General features: G+C 58.9%; 15 protein-coding genes and 6 pseudogenes. 8 read left to right on the top strand and 13 right to left on the bottom strand.

What is annotated here, in order from left to right; translation table 11 throughout:
- The coding region (locus M3I53_RS36245; protein WP_254320579.1) for a hypothetical protein at window positions 1–206 on the bottom strand (206 nt) is incomplete at its 3' end.
- 251 nt (window positions 207–457) lie between these two features.
- On the opposite strand from M3I53_RS36245, the gene M3I53_RS36250 reads away from it, so the two are divergent.
- Window positions 458–1,780 (top strand): IS5 family transposase, encoded by a 1,323-nt coding sequence (locus tag M3I53_RS36250; RefSeq protein WP_254320580.1) that lies wholly within the window; start codon window positions 458–460, stop codon window positions 1,778–1,780.
- A 39-nt stretch (window positions 1,781–1,819) separates the two neighbouring features.
- A pseudogene (locus tag M3I53_RS36255) lies at window positions 1,820–2,258 on the top strand (IS6 family transposase); the annotation flags it as partial.
- A 122-nt stretch (window positions 2,259–2,380) separates the two neighbouring features.
- Here the strand turns inward: M3I53_RS36255 and M3I53_RS36260 are convergent.
- Together M3I53_RS36260 and M3I53_RS36265 are read right to left on the bottom strand one after the other, a co-directional pair.
- A complete protein-coding gene (locus M3I53_RS36260) occupies window positions 2,381–2,761 on the bottom strand; it encodes a type II toxin-antitoxin system VapC family toxin (RefSeq protein ID WP_133190591.1) in 381 nt (126 codons plus the stop codon).
- A complete protein-coding gene (locus tag M3I53_RS36265) occupies window positions 2,758–2,964 on the bottom strand; it encodes a type II toxin-antitoxin system VapB family antitoxin (RefSeq protein ID WP_133190593.1) in 207 nt (68 codons plus the stop codon). The genes M3I53_RS36260 and M3I53_RS36265 overlap by 4 nt, the downstream gene beginning before the upstream one ends.
- Window positions 2,965–3,376: 412 nt before the next feature.
- On the opposite strand from M3I53_RS36265, the gene M3I53_RS36270 reads away from it, so the two are divergent.
- A complete protein-coding gene (locus M3I53_RS36270; protein WP_133191109.1) occupies window positions 3,377–3,568 on the top strand; it encodes a hypothetical protein in 192 nt (63 codons plus the stop codon).
- A 78-nt stretch (window positions 3,569–3,646) separates the two neighbouring features.
- Here M3I53_RS36270 and M3I53_RS36275 read toward each other — a convergent pair whose 3' ends face one another.
- Both M3I53_RS36275 and M3I53_RS36280 read right to left on the bottom strand, forming a co-directional pair.
- Window positions 3,647–3,832 carry an NAD(P)-binding domain-containing protein gene (locus M3I53_RS36275; protein WP_254320581.1) on the bottom strand — a complete coding sequence of 62 codons (186 nt, stop codon included), beginning with the start codon at window positions 3,830–3,832 and terminating at the stop codon, window positions 3,647–3,649.
- A 12-nt stretch (window positions 3,833–3,844) separates the two neighbouring features.
- Complete coding sequence (locus M3I53_RS36280; protein WP_133191105.1) at window positions 3,845–4,309, bottom strand: zinc-binding dehydrogenase; 465 nt, start codon at window positions 4,307–4,309, stop codon at window positions 3,845–3,847.
- A 328-nt stretch (window positions 4,310–4,637) separates the two neighbouring features.
- On the opposite strand from M3I53_RS36280, the pseudogene M3I53_RS36285 reads away from it, so the two are divergent.
- Both M3I53_RS36285 and M3I53_RS36290 read left to right on the top strand, forming a co-directional pair.
- Window positions 4,638–5,088, top strand: a pseudogene (locus M3I53_RS36285) (cupin).
- A 57-nt stretch (window positions 5,089–5,145) separates the two neighbouring features.
- Window positions 5,146–5,523 (top strand): DUF3564 family protein, encoded by a 378-nt coding sequence (locus M3I53_RS36290; protein WP_028208655.1) that lies wholly within the window; start codon window positions 5,146–5,148, stop codon window positions 5,521–5,523.
- Window positions 5,524–5,720: 197 nt separating this feature from the next.
- Here M3I53_RS36290 and M3I53_RS36295 read toward each other — a convergent pair whose 3' ends face one another.
- Window positions 5,721–5,957 (bottom strand): hypothetical protein, encoded by a 237-nt coding sequence (locus tag M3I53_RS36295; protein ID WP_254320582.1) that lies wholly within the window; start codon window positions 5,955–5,957, stop codon window positions 5,721–5,723.
- A gap of 47 nt (window positions 5,958–6,004) precedes the next feature.
- Here M3I53_RS36295 and M3I53_RS36300 point away from each other — a divergent pair, with 47 nt between their 5' ends.
- Entirely contained in the window at window positions 6,005–6,337 is a 333-nt protein-coding gene (locus M3I53_RS36300; RefSeq protein ID WP_133191103.1) for a hypothetical protein, read from the top strand.
- Window positions 6,338–6,489: 152 nt separating this feature from the next.
- On the opposite strand, the pseudogene M3I53_RS36305 reads toward M3I53_RS36300, so the two are convergent.
- Window positions 6,490–6,645 (bottom strand): annotated as a pseudogene (locus tag M3I53_RS36305) (transposase); the annotation flags it as partial.
- An 893-nt stretch (window positions 6,646–7,538) separates the two neighbouring features.
- Between M3I53_RS36305 and M3I53_RS36310 the strand changes: the two are divergent.
- Entirely contained in the window at window positions 7,539–8,987 is a 1,449-nt protein-coding gene (locus M3I53_RS36310) for an FAD/NAD(P)-binding protein (protein WP_133191211.1), read from the top strand.
- A gap of 150 nt (window positions 8,988–9,137) precedes the next feature.
- Here M3I53_RS36310 and M3I53_RS36315 read toward each other — a convergent pair.
- A pseudogene (locus tag M3I53_RS36315) lies at window positions 9,138–9,469 on the bottom strand (IS5/IS1182 family transposase); the annotation flags it as partial.
- On the opposite strand from M3I53_RS36315, the gene M3I53_RS36320 reads away from it, so the two are divergent.
- The gene (locus M3I53_RS36320) at window positions 9,452–10,135 is read left to right on the top strand and encodes an IS6 family transposase (RefSeq protein ID WP_309249570.1); all 684 of its coding nucleotides are present in this window, start codon (window positions 9,452–9,454) and stop codon (window positions 10,133–10,135) included. The pseudogene M3I53_RS36315 and the gene M3I53_RS36320 overlap by 18 nt on opposite strands.
- Window positions 10,136–10,254: 119 nt before the next feature.
- Here M3I53_RS36320 and M3I53_RS36325 read toward each other — a convergent pair whose 3' ends face one another.
- The 5 genes and pseudogenes from M3I53_RS36325 to M3I53_RS36345 all read right to left on the bottom strand — a co-directional run bounded on the left by M3I53_RS36325 (window position 10,255) and on the right by M3I53_RS36345 (window position 15,339).
- Window positions 10,255–11,520: an IS256 family transposase gene (locus M3I53_RS36325; RefSeq protein ID WP_254320583.1), complete on the bottom strand. Its 1,266-nt coding sequence runs from the start codon at window positions 11,518–11,520 to the stop codon at window positions 10,255–10,257.
- Between the two features lie 712 nt (window positions 11,521–12,232).
- Window positions 12,233–13,783: pseudogene (locus M3I53_RS36330) on the bottom strand (ABC transporter ATP-binding protein/permease); the annotation flags it as partial.
- A 16-nt stretch (window positions 13,784–13,799) separates the two neighbouring features.
- Window positions 13,800–14,171: pseudogene (locus M3I53_RS36335) on the bottom strand (metallopeptidase TldD-related protein); the annotation flags it as partial.
- A 164-nt stretch (window positions 14,172–14,335) separates the two neighbouring features.
- Window positions 14,336–14,722 carry a transposase gene (locus tag M3I53_RS36340; protein ID WP_133190741.1) on the bottom strand — a complete coding sequence of 129 codons (387 nt, stop codon included), beginning with the start codon at window positions 14,720–14,722 and terminating at the stop codon, window positions 14,336–14,338.
- A 29-nt stretch (window positions 14,723–14,751) separates the two neighbouring features.
- Window positions 14,752–15,339: a hypothetical protein gene (locus M3I53_RS36345; RefSeq protein WP_254320584.1), complete on the bottom strand. Its 588-nt coding sequence runs from the start codon at window positions 15,337–15,339 to the stop codon at window positions 14,752–14,754.
- Window positions 15,340–16,448 lie beyond the last annotated feature (1,109 nt).

Genomic DNA, 16,448 nt, shown 5'->3' on the forward strand with positions numbered 1-16,448 from the left:
CGACGCTCAGCGACCGGCGATGACACTGCGCCGGTCTCCCACACGAATCTTGCGGGCTTGCGTTCAACGAAGGCAAGCAATAGCAGTCCTGAGCCCAACGTAAACGATTGAATGTGACTATACAAAAATCCTACGAACTCAATGTCACGGCGATCAGTATAAAGGGTCATCAACTCGACGGAAAATGCGTCGATGTGGCATTCCAATTAGGCGGATCTTGCCCGAAAACATTGCGAACGAAGAAATCCACGAGCTTACGCTCGGTGAAGATACCGGGGGCTCCATGATCAGCGCCCGGCACATAGACCATTTCGAATTCCTTTCCCGCCTTAATGAGTCGAACCTGAAAAATTCGAAGGGCCTTGTGCAGCAAGGGTTTGGAGCGGAAAGTTGTTGATGCATTTGCAGGAACCTGGCAGATTCTGGGTTGTTTCCTGCAAATTATGTCGAGGTCTGGATGGGTCCGAAGACACCAGTAAGCGAAGGCGATTTGTTCCGGCATCCTCTGCGCGAGCAGATCAACCTGAAGCATCCCCTGGTGCGCCTGGCCGATCTGATCAACTGGAATGGATTGAATGCGTCGATGAGCGCGAGCTTCGTCTCACGCAAGGGTCGGCCGGCCACCTCACCGAGGCTGATTGCTGGCTTGTTGTATCTCCAGCATGCGTTCGATCTGTCGGACGAGGAAGTGGTCTGGCAATGGGTGGAGAACCCGTATTGGCAAGTCTTCACCGGCGAAACGTTTTTACAGACCGAACCGCCGATCGATCCGTCGAGCCTGACGCGCTGGCGCAAGCGCCTGGGGGAAGCCGGAGTTGAGGAGTTGCTGGCTGAGACGATCGAAGCGGCGAAGCGCGCGGGCGTGATCAAGGCCTCAAGCGCGAAGCGCGTAATCGTCGACACGACGGTCATGCAAAAGGCGATCGCCCATCCAACCGATTCGCGCCTGCTCGAGCGGTGTCGCGAACATCTGGTGAAGGCTGCGGCACGGCACGGATTGAAGCTCAGGCAGAACTACAATCGCGAGGCCCCACACCTGGCGCGCCAGATTGGCCGCTACGCTCACGCGAAGCAGTACAAGCGCATGAGGAAGGCATTGCGTACGTTACGTTCGCGCGTTGGACGTGTGATGCGCGATGTGGAGCGACAGGTCGACCAGGTAGCGGACTCAAACCTCCCGGTCCTGCAGGAGCTGATTGAGCGCACGAAGCGAATGCTGTCGCGGAAGCCGAAGGACAAAAACAAGCTCTACGCACTACATGCGCCAGAGGTTGAATGTCTGGCGAAGGGCAAGGTGCGCACACCCTACGAGTTCGGCATGAAGGTGTCGATCACGACGACCCACAAGGAAGGACTGGTGGTTGGGATGCGCTCGATGCCAGGCAATCCGTACGATGGGCACACGCTGGCCGAAGCGCTAGAACAGGCAGCAATCCTGTGCGACGCCACGCCGGAGGTCGCTATCGTCGACCGTGGCTACAAGGGTGTCGCCGTCGATGGTGTGAAGATCTACCACCCGGGCTTGCGGCGGGGCATCACACGCGGACTACGCGCGATGATCAGACGGCGCAGCGCGATCGAGCCAGCCATCGGTCACATGAAGACAGACGGAAAACTCGATCGCAACTGGCTCAAGGGTGCGCTCGGCGACGCGATGCACGCGGTGCTGTGTGGCGCAGGCCACAATCTTCGAATGATCCTCAGGAAGCTGCGGCTTCTTTGTGCCTTCATTCTGGTGGCCTTGCTCAACCGCCGCGTTGCTGGCCTTCAATCACCGTAACACCGGTTGTCGGCAAAACGAATTGTTCAGGACGGACCACTTAAGGTCAATGGCCAATGGAAATACCTGTATCGCGCCGTCGACAAGGCTGGCAACACCATCGACTTCCTGCTGCGGGCCCATCGAGATAAGACTGCGGCGCGGCGATATTTCGAAAAATCGATCGCCCGCAATGGCGAACCCGCGACGGTGACTATCGACAAAAGCGGCGCGAATCTGGCCGCACTTGAAGCCATCAACGCAGACCGCGAAACCCCGATCAGGATCCGGCAGAACAAATACCTGAACAACGTCGTGGAACAGGACCATCGAGCGATCAAACGGATCATCAGACCGATGGATGGGCTTCAAGGATTTTCGGTGTGCGCGCATCATTCTCTCTGGTATTGAGGTGATGCATATGATTCGCAAGGGGCAGATGAAAAACGAGGGCGATGACCGAACGGCAGCCGCTCAGTTCCATTCGCTGGTGACATAAGCAATCCGATATATATTGGAACATGCTCGGCCTGCCATCCTTATCGCGACAGAACCGCTAGTGATGCTGAGGCCGTTCCGCGGCGATAGTGTTCATCCGGACGGTAGTGCCGGGTGACGCGTCTAGTGGATGTCATGCATGCACGCGATGCCAAGTTCAGCGGCGAGCTGAGCGAGGCGCTTGTCCAGGGTCCAGATCGATGCACCGGGAGTCATCAAGGTTGACGCAAGCAACGTAAGATCGCTGCTGCCACAGCCTCGACCGTAAAATTGTCTCGCCTCGATCAACTCCATCACCTCGGTCCAAGTCGCGTGCGTTGCATGTTGCAGCAGCCCGATGTCGTGGAGCGTCCGGGCGCGAGGTGCTGGCGGAGTGCCACAGGCGAGTTCAACAAGCACGACTGGATGTGTCAGCGCTTGGTCGCTCGTGATCAGTTGAACAAGCCTCGTGTTGGCGCGACGGAAATGATCAACCCAGACGGATGTGTCGATGAGGACGCTCATTGGTTCGCAGGCTCGGATCGGCGCCGCGGGATGTCGGGCATATCGGGTGCGGCACCACCCAGGGCTGCCAGCCGCTTGCCAGCCTGCACGCGAATAAACGTCTGCATTGCCACCCGGAACAGGTCTGCCTTGTCCATGTCAGGATCGGCAAGCTCAAGCGCGCGCTGGTAAAGGCTGTCGTCGATGGTAACGGTGGTTCGCATTTGACCTCCGGTTTGATGCTACTCTGCATCAATTGTAGCATCAATAAAGTGGGAGGCGCGCCGACATGCTGTCCGGTCAGGCCAAGGGATCCGCAGTGAATGGTCATGGGCGTACCTGATCGCCCACCAGATTTAACATAATAGAAATTATCGCAGTTTTAAATGGGGTACGACGCTGTAATAAACCCGTCTGCCCGTGCAGGTCCGCGCTCTCCGACAATAGCCGATGGGCGCTATGCTCCGACACGGGAGTGAAACTTCGGCTTCAGCGATGAGCAGTTCCCGGGCGGCGCGTCGAAGGCAGACAGGCACCGCGCCGTGCGGTCTCTGACAGGCAATCGGCACGCCAGAGACTTCCGCATCACGGGCAGCCTTGCGCATTTTTCTTTATAACCTCGCAGCACATCAAGCCATGGAAATCCGCGTCAGCTACGAACACAGTCTCGCCTCGGCGCCGAAAGAATTTTTCGTTCACGTGCCGTCTCGGGTCATCGCCGATGTACCGGTGAATGTGCCGCGCGCGCTGCTGCCGGAATTCATCACGAACCTGATCGCTGAGCGCTCACCCTCGATCGGCAAAATTCGGAATCTGAAGATCCTTTGAAACGAAAGACTGTCCGGCTGACACTCGACCAGACGCAGCCAGGGCTGCCGCTGAAGCCCGTCTCCGAGCGCGGCGGCCTCAGCTACGGTGCCGGCGCAGCCGCGACCCGCCGGCAACGAGGCTGAAAAGAGTACGCGGGTCGCGCGAGTTGCTAACGATCACCTCGTGCCCCGCCTGCACCGCCAGGCGAGCGAGGCCACCGCCGATCAGGCCGGCGCCGATAAAACCGATTTTCATCACCGTGTCCAAAGCTTGGAATTGCATCCGTCCGTGCGCTCATCGCGTGAAGCCAGTCTTTCCCCGCGTGCGGCCGTCAATCATCTCGGCGATCGCCGCACGAGCCTCCGTCATCGGCACGACAGCGGCTTCTTCCGGCTTGATGTCGTTACGGATGATGAACTGCATCATGGCTTTCATCTCTTCGTGCGTGCCCATGATGGTGCCGCCTATGTCGATCTGCTCGACACAGATGCGCAGCAGATCGGTTTCCGCGGCATGGCCGGTCGTGACCCCGTGGATCACCACGACGCCGCCGCGTTTGACTGCCCCCAGGTTGTCCGCCCAGGTCATGGCGCCGATGTTGTCGACGAGTGCATCAGCGCGGCGCGGCAACTGATCGCCATGGCGGAATATCCGGTTGGCGCCGAGGCGCTCGGCGATCGCGGCACCCTCGTCATTGCGCGTCGTGGCCCGCACCTCGAAGCCAGCAGCACGACCCACCTGAATGAGCGCAGTCGACATGCCGCCCGAAGCGCCCTGCACCAGCAAGGACGGCGGACGCTGCGCTCATACTCTGCCGCTGACCGGGGCGCAATCGCGAACTTTCATCACGTATCACATATGAGTCAACGTGCCACGAGGGCTGGCTCTCGCAGGAACGGTGTACGTCAGCCAGAAGCCAGGCGTCGATGCGAGCCGGCCGATGGATAGCTTGACGCCGATCTAGTTCTGTCACAAATCGGGAGACAGGGCAACCACCACCGGGTGCCAAGCCAAATTCAGGATGCTGGAACGCGTCGTGCTTGCCAAACCTGGTGCCCCTTCTTCCATCGCACTCGGGAGACCTGTCATGCAAACCGGACTCACCACCGGTTTTTCGCACGTCAAGCCGCAGGACACGTCATTCCCGCGCGGTGGGCTGCGCGATTTCTTTGTCTATCGTGATCTGGAAATCGTCAGGGTCACAAGGTGGTCGCGCAACTTTTTAGGGCAAATCTTGCGCCGAAGTTGGGCGCGGGCTGGCACCGGCATGAGGCAGATTTTCATATCGTCAGTATGCTCAAAGACCGGGCGCGCTTCGTGTACGACGACAAGGAAACGCTTGTCGAAGCGGGCGATTGCGTGCATCAGGCGCTGTCCTCTTCGAACACGCGCCAGACATCGAGTACATCGAAATCGTGAGCCCTGCCGAATTCAAATCGGTAGACGTGAAAGCGCCGCGCCGGCGCCCCGGTAACTATAAAGCGGCAGCAAGCGACACCCTGACGCATACACAAGCTTGCCGCCGCACGTACAGTTGATATGTCCGCCGACTGCTGTGGCGGGTCACGAAACCACGAACACGACCGGAGAAATTCATGCGAATCACGCTCCATCTCGGCACCTTCGACCGCCTTGACCCGAATGCCTATGCGATCCTTTGGCTCGACAACGACACCCACAAGTGGTCGCGCGAAGGTCATGCCGGCCTCCAATTTCCCGACTGGGGAAAGCTGCGGGTCGATGCGCGCGGCACGGTGGTGTGCGATCAGCATGATGCGCGCCCCCTGTTCATCCTCGACGGCCTCGCCATGGAAGCCCAAACTGGCCCGTTCGAGGGGGAATCAGGCGAGGCACTCTGGTGCTGCACTGAACGCGAAAGCGGATCAGGCGTTGCAGGGCACTGGCATGTGCAGTGCGTCGACAAGGACGCCGTGCTTGCCGAGCACAGCGTGTTCGCTGAGGACGAGGTCTGACCTCGGACGCGCCTTCGCCAGGTTGCATGCGAGTCTTCGGTGCATCCCCAAAAGCCCGTGTGAACGGGATCGGACTATTCCAGTTCCAGCGTGACGCGTCTGGTTAGCGCTTTGGATAAACGATGCGGACGCACAAATCGACCAACTACTGCCGATGGCACGAACTGGTTTTTCGAGCGTCGTGCTCAACAACGGCCTCAACCCAGCGCAGGCTGCTCGCCGCGGCACGGGTTAGGTATCAAGCCCACTTCGCCGCCCTCCTCGCCCAGCCGCTCGAGCCTGAATTTGTAGACCCACTGTTGAACGGCGCAGATGCCAACAACATCTTTCCACGCAATAGCCGTCGTGACAATCAAACCTCGCAATCCTCGCGTGGTGAAAACGTCAAAGCCACGCGGTCGCATTTTTGAAATGTATTTTTTGAGGGCCATCATAGGGCCACGAGCTTTGAATCAGGTTTGAAGCCAAATGGAGGCATATCATGGGCGGCGCGCTGGTTTGGGCAGCAATCCCTCACAACAGTGATGGGGTCGTGTTTCAGGTTCGCGTGATTCGCGGGCTTCAACGTTTTCATATCCCACGCCGGGCGCTTGAGGAGGCTTTCCACTTGGCACCTCACGCATCGGATGCAGGTCAACTCGAACTCTTTTATCAGCACATGACCCACATCCTGATGCGCGCCATGCGGAAACGTCCGATTGCGGGCGCAGACACCGCTGCACTTCAGACTGCCGATTTCACCACCGTCCTGGCAATAGAACAGGGCGCGACGCCGTACGTGGCGGAAATGCCACGGTATATGGCTTCAAACTGAAGGGTTTTTGATGAGAACGGTCGTTGGTGTGCGGGAAAGTCGAACGTCAAGAGCGGGTCGAGACTGTGTGAAAACGCTCTTCGAGTGTTCGCGTCGAGCGATACAGCGTGCGATTGGAGCAATCGAAGCTCGCGATTTTTCATGGCTCACGCTCAGAGGATTTTGATCGCCCGCTTCATGTTATATGCCAGCACGTTCAGGCTCATCTCGGTTCGCACATTCTGAAGTGTCCTCGTCTAGAAATATGCGGCTCCCATCCTGAATTTCAGGGTTCAGAATGGATGCTCGACCGTCTGACATCGTAATCTTTCTTTCCGCATTCGGTATCGGGGGCGGAGGTGCTACAGGTTTGATGTTCAAAAAGATAAGTAGATCGAATATTTTCACTAAACACGTAAGCGTACGAATTAAGTTAAAATTCGACATATATTTATGTTAAATTATGCTCGAGCAAAGCCGCCTCTTGTGCCGCATGGTGGCTCCCGTCCGCCTGTGAGCTTCCCGTTCATGCCGGCCTTGCGTCTGTGTGTGCGATGCGGCCGCAGATTTGTCCGATGACGGATATTTTAGGCGCGGCGCGCGAAGGCTTCGCTACCCCCACGCGGGACGTTCGGCAGGGCTAGCTTTGTTAGGTTTGTAAGCCGGGCTGCCGGGCCGGCCCGACCGCGTTTTCCGTTTGCCCGTCGTCTGCCCAGACTAGCAAACTCTAAGTCCTCTTCAACTCCCCAATCGACACCAGAGGCGTAATCATCGCCAACCTGCTGAACCGGTGGAACGCCTTCGGCAAACCGGTTTGCGTCAAAAATGCATAGTCGCGTCCATAGCACGGGAACTCGTACCCATCCGGACAAAGCCAAGCGACTATGGTTCCTGACGGTCTTTGCAACTGTTCGATGTTGCTGTTCTTGTCGCGATGGGATCTCCCTACTGGATTTGGCGAAGCCATCGTCATACCAGTCGTTCGCTCACGTTCATTTGCGATGCGAATCAGTGTTATCCAAACAATCGATTTTGTAGCTTGAGGCGAGATACCGCATAGTCGCTTCCTGGACGCGCGGCACAGCTTCCGACTATCCGCGCCGGAAAGAGAACTTTCCTGACGTGCCCCGATGCAAGCGACGCTATCGGAGCGAATATCCATCTGAATGTCAAAATTAATTTTCTGCGGGAGCGGATACTAACAACCATCGGAGCCGTGGCAATGACTGTATCGATCGTGATAGTGGGTGCGGGCTTTTGCGGCACGATGACGGCCACATGGCTACTATCGGATCAAAGCGCAAAGCCCCTGTCGATCGCACTGGTCGATGACAGCTATAGCGTTGCGCGCGGTATTGCTTATCGGTCGGACGAAGAGGGCTGGCTCCTGAACGCCCCCGCACGGGCCCTCAGTGTTGAGCGGGACAACGGCAACGGCTTTGTTGATTATTGCCGACTGCGGGGCCGGTCTGCGGAACCCGATGATTTCCTGCCACGCGCCTGGTACGGTGATTATCTTGCGCATCTGCTAAAACAAGCCGGCGAAAATTCCGGGAGGCATCAGTTTTCTCAACACGACGGATACGCCGTCGCGCTGGTGCCGGCAGAGGATGGCCGAACGAAGGTTCACTTGCACACGGGTGTGGAGATTTTTGCCGATCAGATCATCCTTGCGACCGGGCACAGCGATGGCCGCGGCTCCATCACTGTACCAGTGACCGGTGGCGCTTCACTCGATCAGCGTTTACTCGCAAATCCCTGGGACGCAGTTAAACTGGGGGCCGTGCCGAATGACAGCCATTTCTTCATGTGTGGGTCTGGTCTGACGGCACTCGACGTTGTGTACGCGTTGCACCGGCGCAGCGAAAAGTTGCGCTTCACTCTTATGTCCCGCCGTGGTTTGTTGCCCCAACACCACTGCCAGTCACCCCCGAAACTTCAGCCACAAGCGCGGCGGGCGCTTCTCGATCAACTGACTGCCGGCCCTAGGCATTGCATCACCGTCGTACGCAAAGTCATTGCTGAACATCGCGCGAGGGGCGGTGACTGGCGTGAGGTGATCGATAGCCTGCGTCCTGTGGTACCGCAGATCTGGTCAAACTGGTCTGAGGCCGACCGGCGCGCTTTCGTGCGCCATATTGCGCCTTACTGGGACACACATCGTCACCGACAGCCAGCTTCCACGGCAGCGCTTGTCGCGTCACTCACGATGAGTGGGCGTCTCTCGCTTATGGGGGGGCGAATCGAGACAATCAGCGCACATGGCGACGGGCTGCTGCTGGCTATTCGCCCGCGCGAAGCAACGGGCTCGCGCGTTGTGCGCGCATCGTACTTCGTGAATTGCACCGGTGCCGGGATGGCTCCCGCTCATCCAGCTATAGCGTCAGATACAGGACCGCATGCAGATCGCTTACATCGGCCGATAGTACACGCGCGTGATTCCCTTTTTGATCAGTTACGGCGCGACGGGATTGCAAAATTTGACTGGGCGGGGTTGTGTGTTGATGAGTCTTACCGCGTGGTTCGAGTCAATGGCTGTAGCAATCCATCGCTCTTTTATATTGGCCCCGCGCTTAGAAGACGCTTTTGGGAGGCGACGGCGGTGCCCGAATTGCTAACGCATATCGAGCGGATGACGGAGATCATAAGGCGGCAGTTTTCTGCACGTTAAACGCGAGCGCGTTGCCTGACAGGGGCGTGGCTGCAAGCGCACCCTCTGGTTCTGGTTCCGATATCGACGCCTGTCTTGCGATGCAAGCGGCATTGTTGCAAAAATCAGGAAATCAGGCGTAAAGACGACATGACCTCTGTGCTCTCAATCTCAGGCGATACGGACGGACTGCGGGCGAGCGAGGGCTCCCATGCGATTGAGTACACCCGCACGGATCGACACCTCGGTGGCTTGCGAGCCAGTCGCGCGCGCCCACATACTGGAGCCCGTGAGTACCTTGAGCCGGTACATCAAGGTCTCAGCGAGCGATCGCCGGTGGTAGCCGGTCGCCTGCTTCCATTCGCGCCTGCTGCTTCCTTCGATAGCGGCAATAGCTGCATTGCGCCAGGCGTGCGATCTGGCCACGGCTTCGCTCCCTCGCGCGGCGGAATCGACGGGCTCGCGCCACGCGCGGCGATCCGCGCGTGGCAAGGCCTGGTGTCGGGTACTTCCGGTTCCAACTCAGCCTGCGTGATATTGAAGAACTGCTGTTCGAGCGCGGTGTCATCGTCAGTTACGAGACGATCCGCCGCTGGTGCGACAAATTCGGCGCGGGCTTCGCACATCGCGTCAAAGCTGCTCGCCGCAAACCTGGCAGCACATGGCATCTTGACGAAGTCTTCGTTACGTTGCGCGGTGAGCCTTATCTGCTCTGGCGGGCAGTCGACCAGCACGGTGCCGAACTCGACATCCTGCTGCAGAAACGTCGCGACAAGGCCGCAGCAAAGCGCTTCTTCAAACGCGTGCTGGCCGCCTGTCCCGACGCGCCGCGAAGGATTGTCACCGATCAGTTGCGCAGCTATCAGGCCGCGAAGGCCGAAATTCCCGAACTGGCAAACATCAAACACGTATTCGTCAAAGCCAGTGCTCGGGTGAACAACCGTGCCGAAAATAGCCATCAACCCACGCGTGAGCGCGAACGCCGGATGCGTGGTTTCCGCGATCCTGATCGCACACAAGCGTTCTTATCGAGCTTCGGACCAATTCGCCAGCACTTCGCGCTCAAGCGACATTTACTGCGTGCATCACTCTATCGCAATCAGCTCGCCGCACGCTTTGCCGGGTGGCATCGCTTCACTGGGCTCACCCAAGATCCGTCCGATTTCTGAGCAAATGTACGTCCTGCGCGAACTTGCGTCTCGAATACCTTAACGTGACAACGCCCCTGCGGCTTGCGTTTGGAGCTAACGTCAAGTCTGGTGTATGGGCAGCATCGTGACGACCGATTTCAAGCGGCGAGTTTCTGCTGAACCGGCCGATCGTCTTGCACCGGTTCGCCGTCCTTGAAGGCAACGCCCTCGAGCAACAGCTTGATCTTTTCCGGGCCGTTGATACGGCGCCAGGTTTTCTCGGCTTCCTCGATCAGCTTGAATGCGAGCCCGAGGAAGGTTGGTCGCGATACGCAGTTGCGCGTGCGCGTCGTACGGTGGCGCACCGTGGCGAACGTCGATTCAATCGCGTTGGTCGTGCGCAAGTGCTGCCAGTGTTCGGCAGGAAACTCGTAGAAGGCCAGCAAGCTGTCTCGGTCCTTCTTCAACGTCTCGGTCGCCTTCGGATATTTGGCCGCATAGATCGACACGAAACGATCGAACGCAGCGTGCGCGTCGGCGCGTGTCGCGGCCATCCAGATCGATTGCATGTCGGCCTTCGCTCGAGCCTGTTGCGACTTGGGCAGGGCGTTCATGACGTTTCCCATTTTATGAAACCAACAGCGCTGGCCACGCGTGGTCGGAAACACCTCTTCCAGCGCCGCCCAGAAGCCCATTGCGCCGTCGCCGACAGCCAGCCGTGGGCCCGCCTTCAGACCGCGCTTTTTCAGGCCGAGCAGCAGCTCCAGCCACGACGCTTTCGTCTCGCGATAACCATCGCCGATCGCCACGCGCTCTTTGCTCCCGTCCGGTTTCACGCCGATGATGACCAGCAAGCATTGTCCGTCGGAGTTCTCGCTGCGCAGCCCCGTGTGAATGCCGTCGACCCACCAATAGACGTAATGCGACCCGGACATGTCGCGACGGCTCCAAGCCACATGCTCGTCGGCCCATTGCGCCTTCAGCCGGCTCACCACGTTGGCCGACAGGCCCTTGGCGTCATCGCCCAGCAGCACGCTCAACGCTTCGCCCATGTCGCCCGTCGAGATGCCCTTCAGATACAGCCAGGGCAGCGCTGCGCTCACGCGAGGCGACTTCCTCACGTATGGCGGCACGATCGTCGAATTGAACTTCACGCCCGATCCCGATCGATCGCGTACCTTCGGCACCTTCACCGCAATCGGGCCGGCGGCCGTCAACACCTCGCGCTCGGGCAAGTAGCCGTTGCGCACGACGGCGCGTTGCCCTTGCAAAGTCTTGACGTTCGCGAACCGCTCCATCAGCTCTGCCAGCTCCGCTTCGATCGCTTGCTGAATCACTTGCCGCGCCCCGTGATGAACCAATTCGTCCAGACCAAGCCCGACTCCCGATAGACCGACGACTGCTTTTTCCGTATCCTTGCTCATGGTGGATGGTTTGTTTTTTTGCTGGTTTCCGACTTCGACAATCAGATTCTCAGTTGAAACCTCCACCGCCTTCAACTTCCCGCCTCAACTCCCCCGTACACCAGATTCGACTTTAGCTCTTGCGTTTGAGCGAGTCGATGAAGTGCCGGTAGTCGATGCCGCGACCGCGCCGTTTGCTTGTGTGTGTGTGACTCTCGCCGTGCTGTGCACGAGCGCGCCGGACAGATAGCAATTTGAGCGACGCGGACATCCTTTGAGCGCTGCTTTTGAAAGACGTTCGTTGTCCTGAATCAACCATCGATATGACTGTGACGAATATGAATAGGTTGAACGGCTCGTGCATACGCAGGAACAACTGTTGGTGTTCCCAAACGCCGCTAGCAGCGTTCACAGAGTTGCTTGGCCGAGGAAGAGGCGCGCGTGACACGCGGCACGTTTACCGTGCGTTGCGTCCTGTACAGCGCCCCGTCGCGGCTGATCGGTCATCGTCTGAAGGTACGCCTCTACAGTGATCGGCTCGGCGCCCCACCTTTTCTCGGCTTTGGTCGACGGTGACCAAACGCACATTCCCATCCGGTTGCAGCTCCAGCACCAAGGTGTGATACGCGAGCAACGACGGTCGATGCCCGACACTCACGCAGGTCATGCCGCGCAGGGCGAGCACCCGGTACAGCCGCGCTTCCGTTGCCACGTCGACCGCACTCGTCGCTTCGTCCAGGCAAACGTAACGCGCCTGGGCAGCCAGTGCACGCGCGAAGCCTATCCGTTGCTGCTCGCCGAGTGACAGCACGCGCGACCAATCGATGACACTATCAAAGCCACCATGCCGGGCAGCAAGATCAGGCAGTGATACCTCGACCAGGAATGCCTGGAGTTCGCTGTCGGTGAACGCCCGGGTTGTCGCCGGATACAGGATCTGCTCGCGCAAGCTACCCAGTAGCATGTACGGCCGTTGTGGCAAGAACAGCACTTCATCGGAGTCCGGCATCGTAATCGTGCCGTTACCCGCGCGCCACAGCCCCGCCATCGCCCGCAACAATGAGCTTTTACCGACTCCGGTCTGCCCCATAATCAGCAGGTGCTCGCCAGCGAAAAGCGTCAGGCACAGGTCCCGCAACAGCGTGCGTTCCCGTCCGGGCGTCTCGACGGTGAGACGATCGAACCGGATGGCTTGGCCACGACGAAGCGTGATCGTGTTGTCCCGACCAGCGCCTTCCCGCTCGACTGCCTGTACTTTCTCGACGATCTGCGCTAGCCGTACCACGTGAGGCGCCGCCGTTGCAAATGTGGGCACGAATCCTGTCAGTCGCTGGATCGCGCCCCGCAGCAGCTCTGCAGAAGCGACACCCTGAGTAATCGTTCCAAATGTAGTTTTTCCACTGAAATACAATGGCACGAGGGCCAGCACCAGCAATACGGTCCAGATCAAGCCGAGACCGGCCTCTGCGGCATTCATGACGAATTGATATTGCAAGGTCGCCACTGCGATACGAACCGCCCGTTGCAAGCGTTTCCCGATGCTCGTGCCCTCTGCCTGTTCGCCGCGATACAGAGCAATGGTTTCGGCGTAGTTCCGTACATGCAGGATGCCAAAGCGCAGATCGGCTTGCGCCACGGTCGATTCGAACTGCAGGCGAATAAACGGGCGGTACAGCCACCACGTAATGACCGTGGTCGCGGCACCATAGGCGAGCACACCGTAAAACAACGCTGGCGCAATCGATTTGAGGATCCAGCCCTGAACCGCCAATCCAGATCCCGCGTGTAGCAACACCCACGGCAACGTTACGGCCATGCTGCAGAACGGCCCGACTTCCTGCTGGATTCGCTGGTCAATATTATCGACATCGTTGTCCTGCTCGATACGAAAATACACACGGCCATTCAGATAACGCCGCACCAGGTCGCGTGTCAGCCACGCCCACCAGTGGAAAGTCAACCGACTCACCACGAAGTTGAAAAACAGGCTAACCACGCCGCCATTGATGACCAGGCCCACCAACGTAAAAAGGGTGAACAGGTGCCAGTAGGACACCGCGTGGCGCGATACCAGTGCATCGCTCATCTCTCTGGTGAGAAACGACAGCTTGGCACCGAGTGCAGTGTCCACGATCGAAAAGGCAGTACATGCGCCCAACACGAGCCATGAACGCCACGCGCGCGGGCGCGTCCAATACGGACGCGCCAATCGGAGGAAGCGCCGGACGAATCGGCCGTTGATGCTGTAGTCCTTCGGATCCTGAATCGTTGCGGTAGGCAGCATGGAAATTCCTCTGTATTCAGGCAACAACGCCGCCGACCGGTACGCGCAGGCCTTCGTTGCCGCAAACGCCGACGCCCGTGTCGAGCGACATGTCGTTGCCGATCATGCTCACGTACTTCACCGGTTCAGGACCGCTGCAAATCAGCGGCGCGCCCTTCACCGGGCCGGTGATCTTGCCGTTCCCGATCATGTACGCCTCGGACGCCGAGAGCACAAACTTACCGTTCGTGATGTCGACCTGGCCGCCGCCGGGATTCACCGCGTACAGGCCGTTCTTCACCGACTCGATAGTTTCCTGCCGATCCTGGTCGCCATTGAACATGTAGGTGTTGGTCATGCGCGGCATGGGAAGCGCCGCGTATGACTCGCGCCGCGCGTTCTCCGCCACAACGCCTGTCGCACATTCCCGGCCATGAACACGTGCAAGCCCGGCATTCGTCCTTCAACCTTAAAGAAGACGTCCCGGCCAATCCGTCGTATTCATTTCCGTTCACACAGAAAATCAGTGACGGAATACTACGCATTCCAAAATAATTGAAGACGTTGTTGCTTTCATCCACTTTCAGTTTTCCCGCTTTGATCTTCCTGGAGAACTACGCGGTGTTCGGCGAAGTCGTTGTCGTACCGCGGCGTGATTACCGTTTTGTCCTTCCCACCGAGCGCGACGTCTACACCGATCTCATTCTGGGGCGTGGCCGGCCTCAGTACGCGACCGTGCTGCGCCAGAGCCGCAACCACGACGTCCATCGTGCCCTTCTGCTGCCAGCGCCTAGAGTTATGCCGGACGGCAATGTGGGACGGGTAGCCGAGGTGCTGCGGCAGATGCACCCACCGGCATTTCTTGGTGAGCACATGCAGGATGGCGTTCAGCCCGCAGACTGGCGACGCGCGGACGGCAGGGCCACGTGTCTGCGGGCCGAAGAGCGACTCGACCACCACCCATTCGTCGCCAGTGAGCGGCTGCTAGATCAAACGTCGCTTACCGCTTCGTCGTTCGACCGTTGAGCGGTCTGGCCGTCCAGCACTTCTATCCGGAACGGGCCACGGACTCCCATTGAAAATTCGGCCGCCGCAGCCAGGGCGCGTTCGAGTCTGATTTCTGGCCGCATCGGCATTCCGGCGGTGGTATGTAGCGAGCCCAGCGCCACCTGTTCGCCGCTACCACAGGCATCGAAGTTCACGGCGTTTTCGCCAACCTGATAGTCGTCGCCAATCCGGAAAATGCGCCCCTCGTACCCGACCAGAAAAGTGCCAGCCGATTCCCGTTCGCTGTCCTTGCGTGCGAATCCACCTCGGGTAAAGCAAGCGCGTACCGCTTCAACGAACGTCGTGCACATGAAGACCAGCACATCGGTACCTTCAGGGCGCGGCGCGACGGTCAGATTATGGCCGAGAAGCTGCCCCATCCTGAAGGACGACGTGAAGCCGATCAGGAACGGCCCCACCCGATAAATCTTGGGGTCGGCGCGCGTGCTCATGGACCGACCATTTGCTCCAGCCGAATCGGCACCCATGCAGACCTTCCTGCCATCCGTCAGCGCCACAATGCAGGTCATGCCGCCTCCGTAGGTGTTGCCCGATAGAATGCGATGCGCCTGCCCTCGCACGGCCCAGCCGTAATCCAGTCGACTCCATGCACTCCGCCCATTGCCGTGCACAACTGCCTCGCGCGACGACTCTCGGTAAGCCACGCTCGACGAGCGCGATGTACGTTGGCGCGATCCATTCGAACGCGAGGTGGCGGCATTCCTCCTGCGTGTACGCAGTCCCCCGTGATCCGTCCAGACAAGGGTCGCAGGTCCGTTGCACGCGCAGGCTCCGCAACCGTGTGGGGCGCGCGCGCAAAAACGCCGGCTGAGACAGCAGCGCCGTGAGATTTGATTTCGTGTTCAGTCGTCATTCAATCCACCCGTAATGGTCCCGCGAAAAGCAAAAGCAAAACTTGAGCCAACACCGCCATGCGTCGATCGGTAAGGGTTTCAAGCGCGGCCGCAGTCGAACTCAATGCCCTGCGATGGTGTGAGTTTTGCGATGTGAGGCGGTAAGCGCTCAACCAGATCGCAGCAAGTTTGCGCGGTGGCCGTCCGGTGAGCCTGTGCACGGGGTACGCGTACGACTGTAGGTCGCTGGCGCTGCGTGCAGCTACGACTCTGCCAACGGAGCCAGGTCATCTCGATGTGGTGTGATGTATTTCTTCCAATCGGGCCGACGGATGTAGGAGATGTGAGGTTCCGGACAAACTGTATCTGACGCCGTAGCTGGATGAGCGGGAGCCATCCCGGCACATCAATCTACAACTGCCCGTCACACAACCCATACGCGATCGATGTGGGCAATCAATGCCCTCTCGTTAACACCGCGCACCGGTACAAAACAGCATATAGCGCGATCAACATCTGGTGCCAAAAGCCTAGGCCATCATTGTGCGAACGCCACGGACGGCACACAAGCGCGTATAGCAGTAGCAGAACGCAACCAGCGACGCTCACAAATATCGAGATCAGTCCGTTGACGAGGGCATCGCCAAATTCATAGGGGCCATTCGCCCAGAAGTAGATCTGGAGGATCAGGAACGCCCACAGGGCTACGCCGGATAGCCATAGGAGAGATGATTGCCTGGGTTGCTTCGCATCTGAATCATGTTCAGAGGGATCGCTCATATGCT

The sequence above is a fragment of the Paraburkholderia sp. CNPSo 3272 genome, assembly GCF_024206495.1.
In the GTDB taxonomy this organism is placed as follows: domain Bacteria; phylum Pseudomonadota; class Gammaproteobacteria; order Burkholderiales; family Burkholderiaceae; genus Paraburkholderia.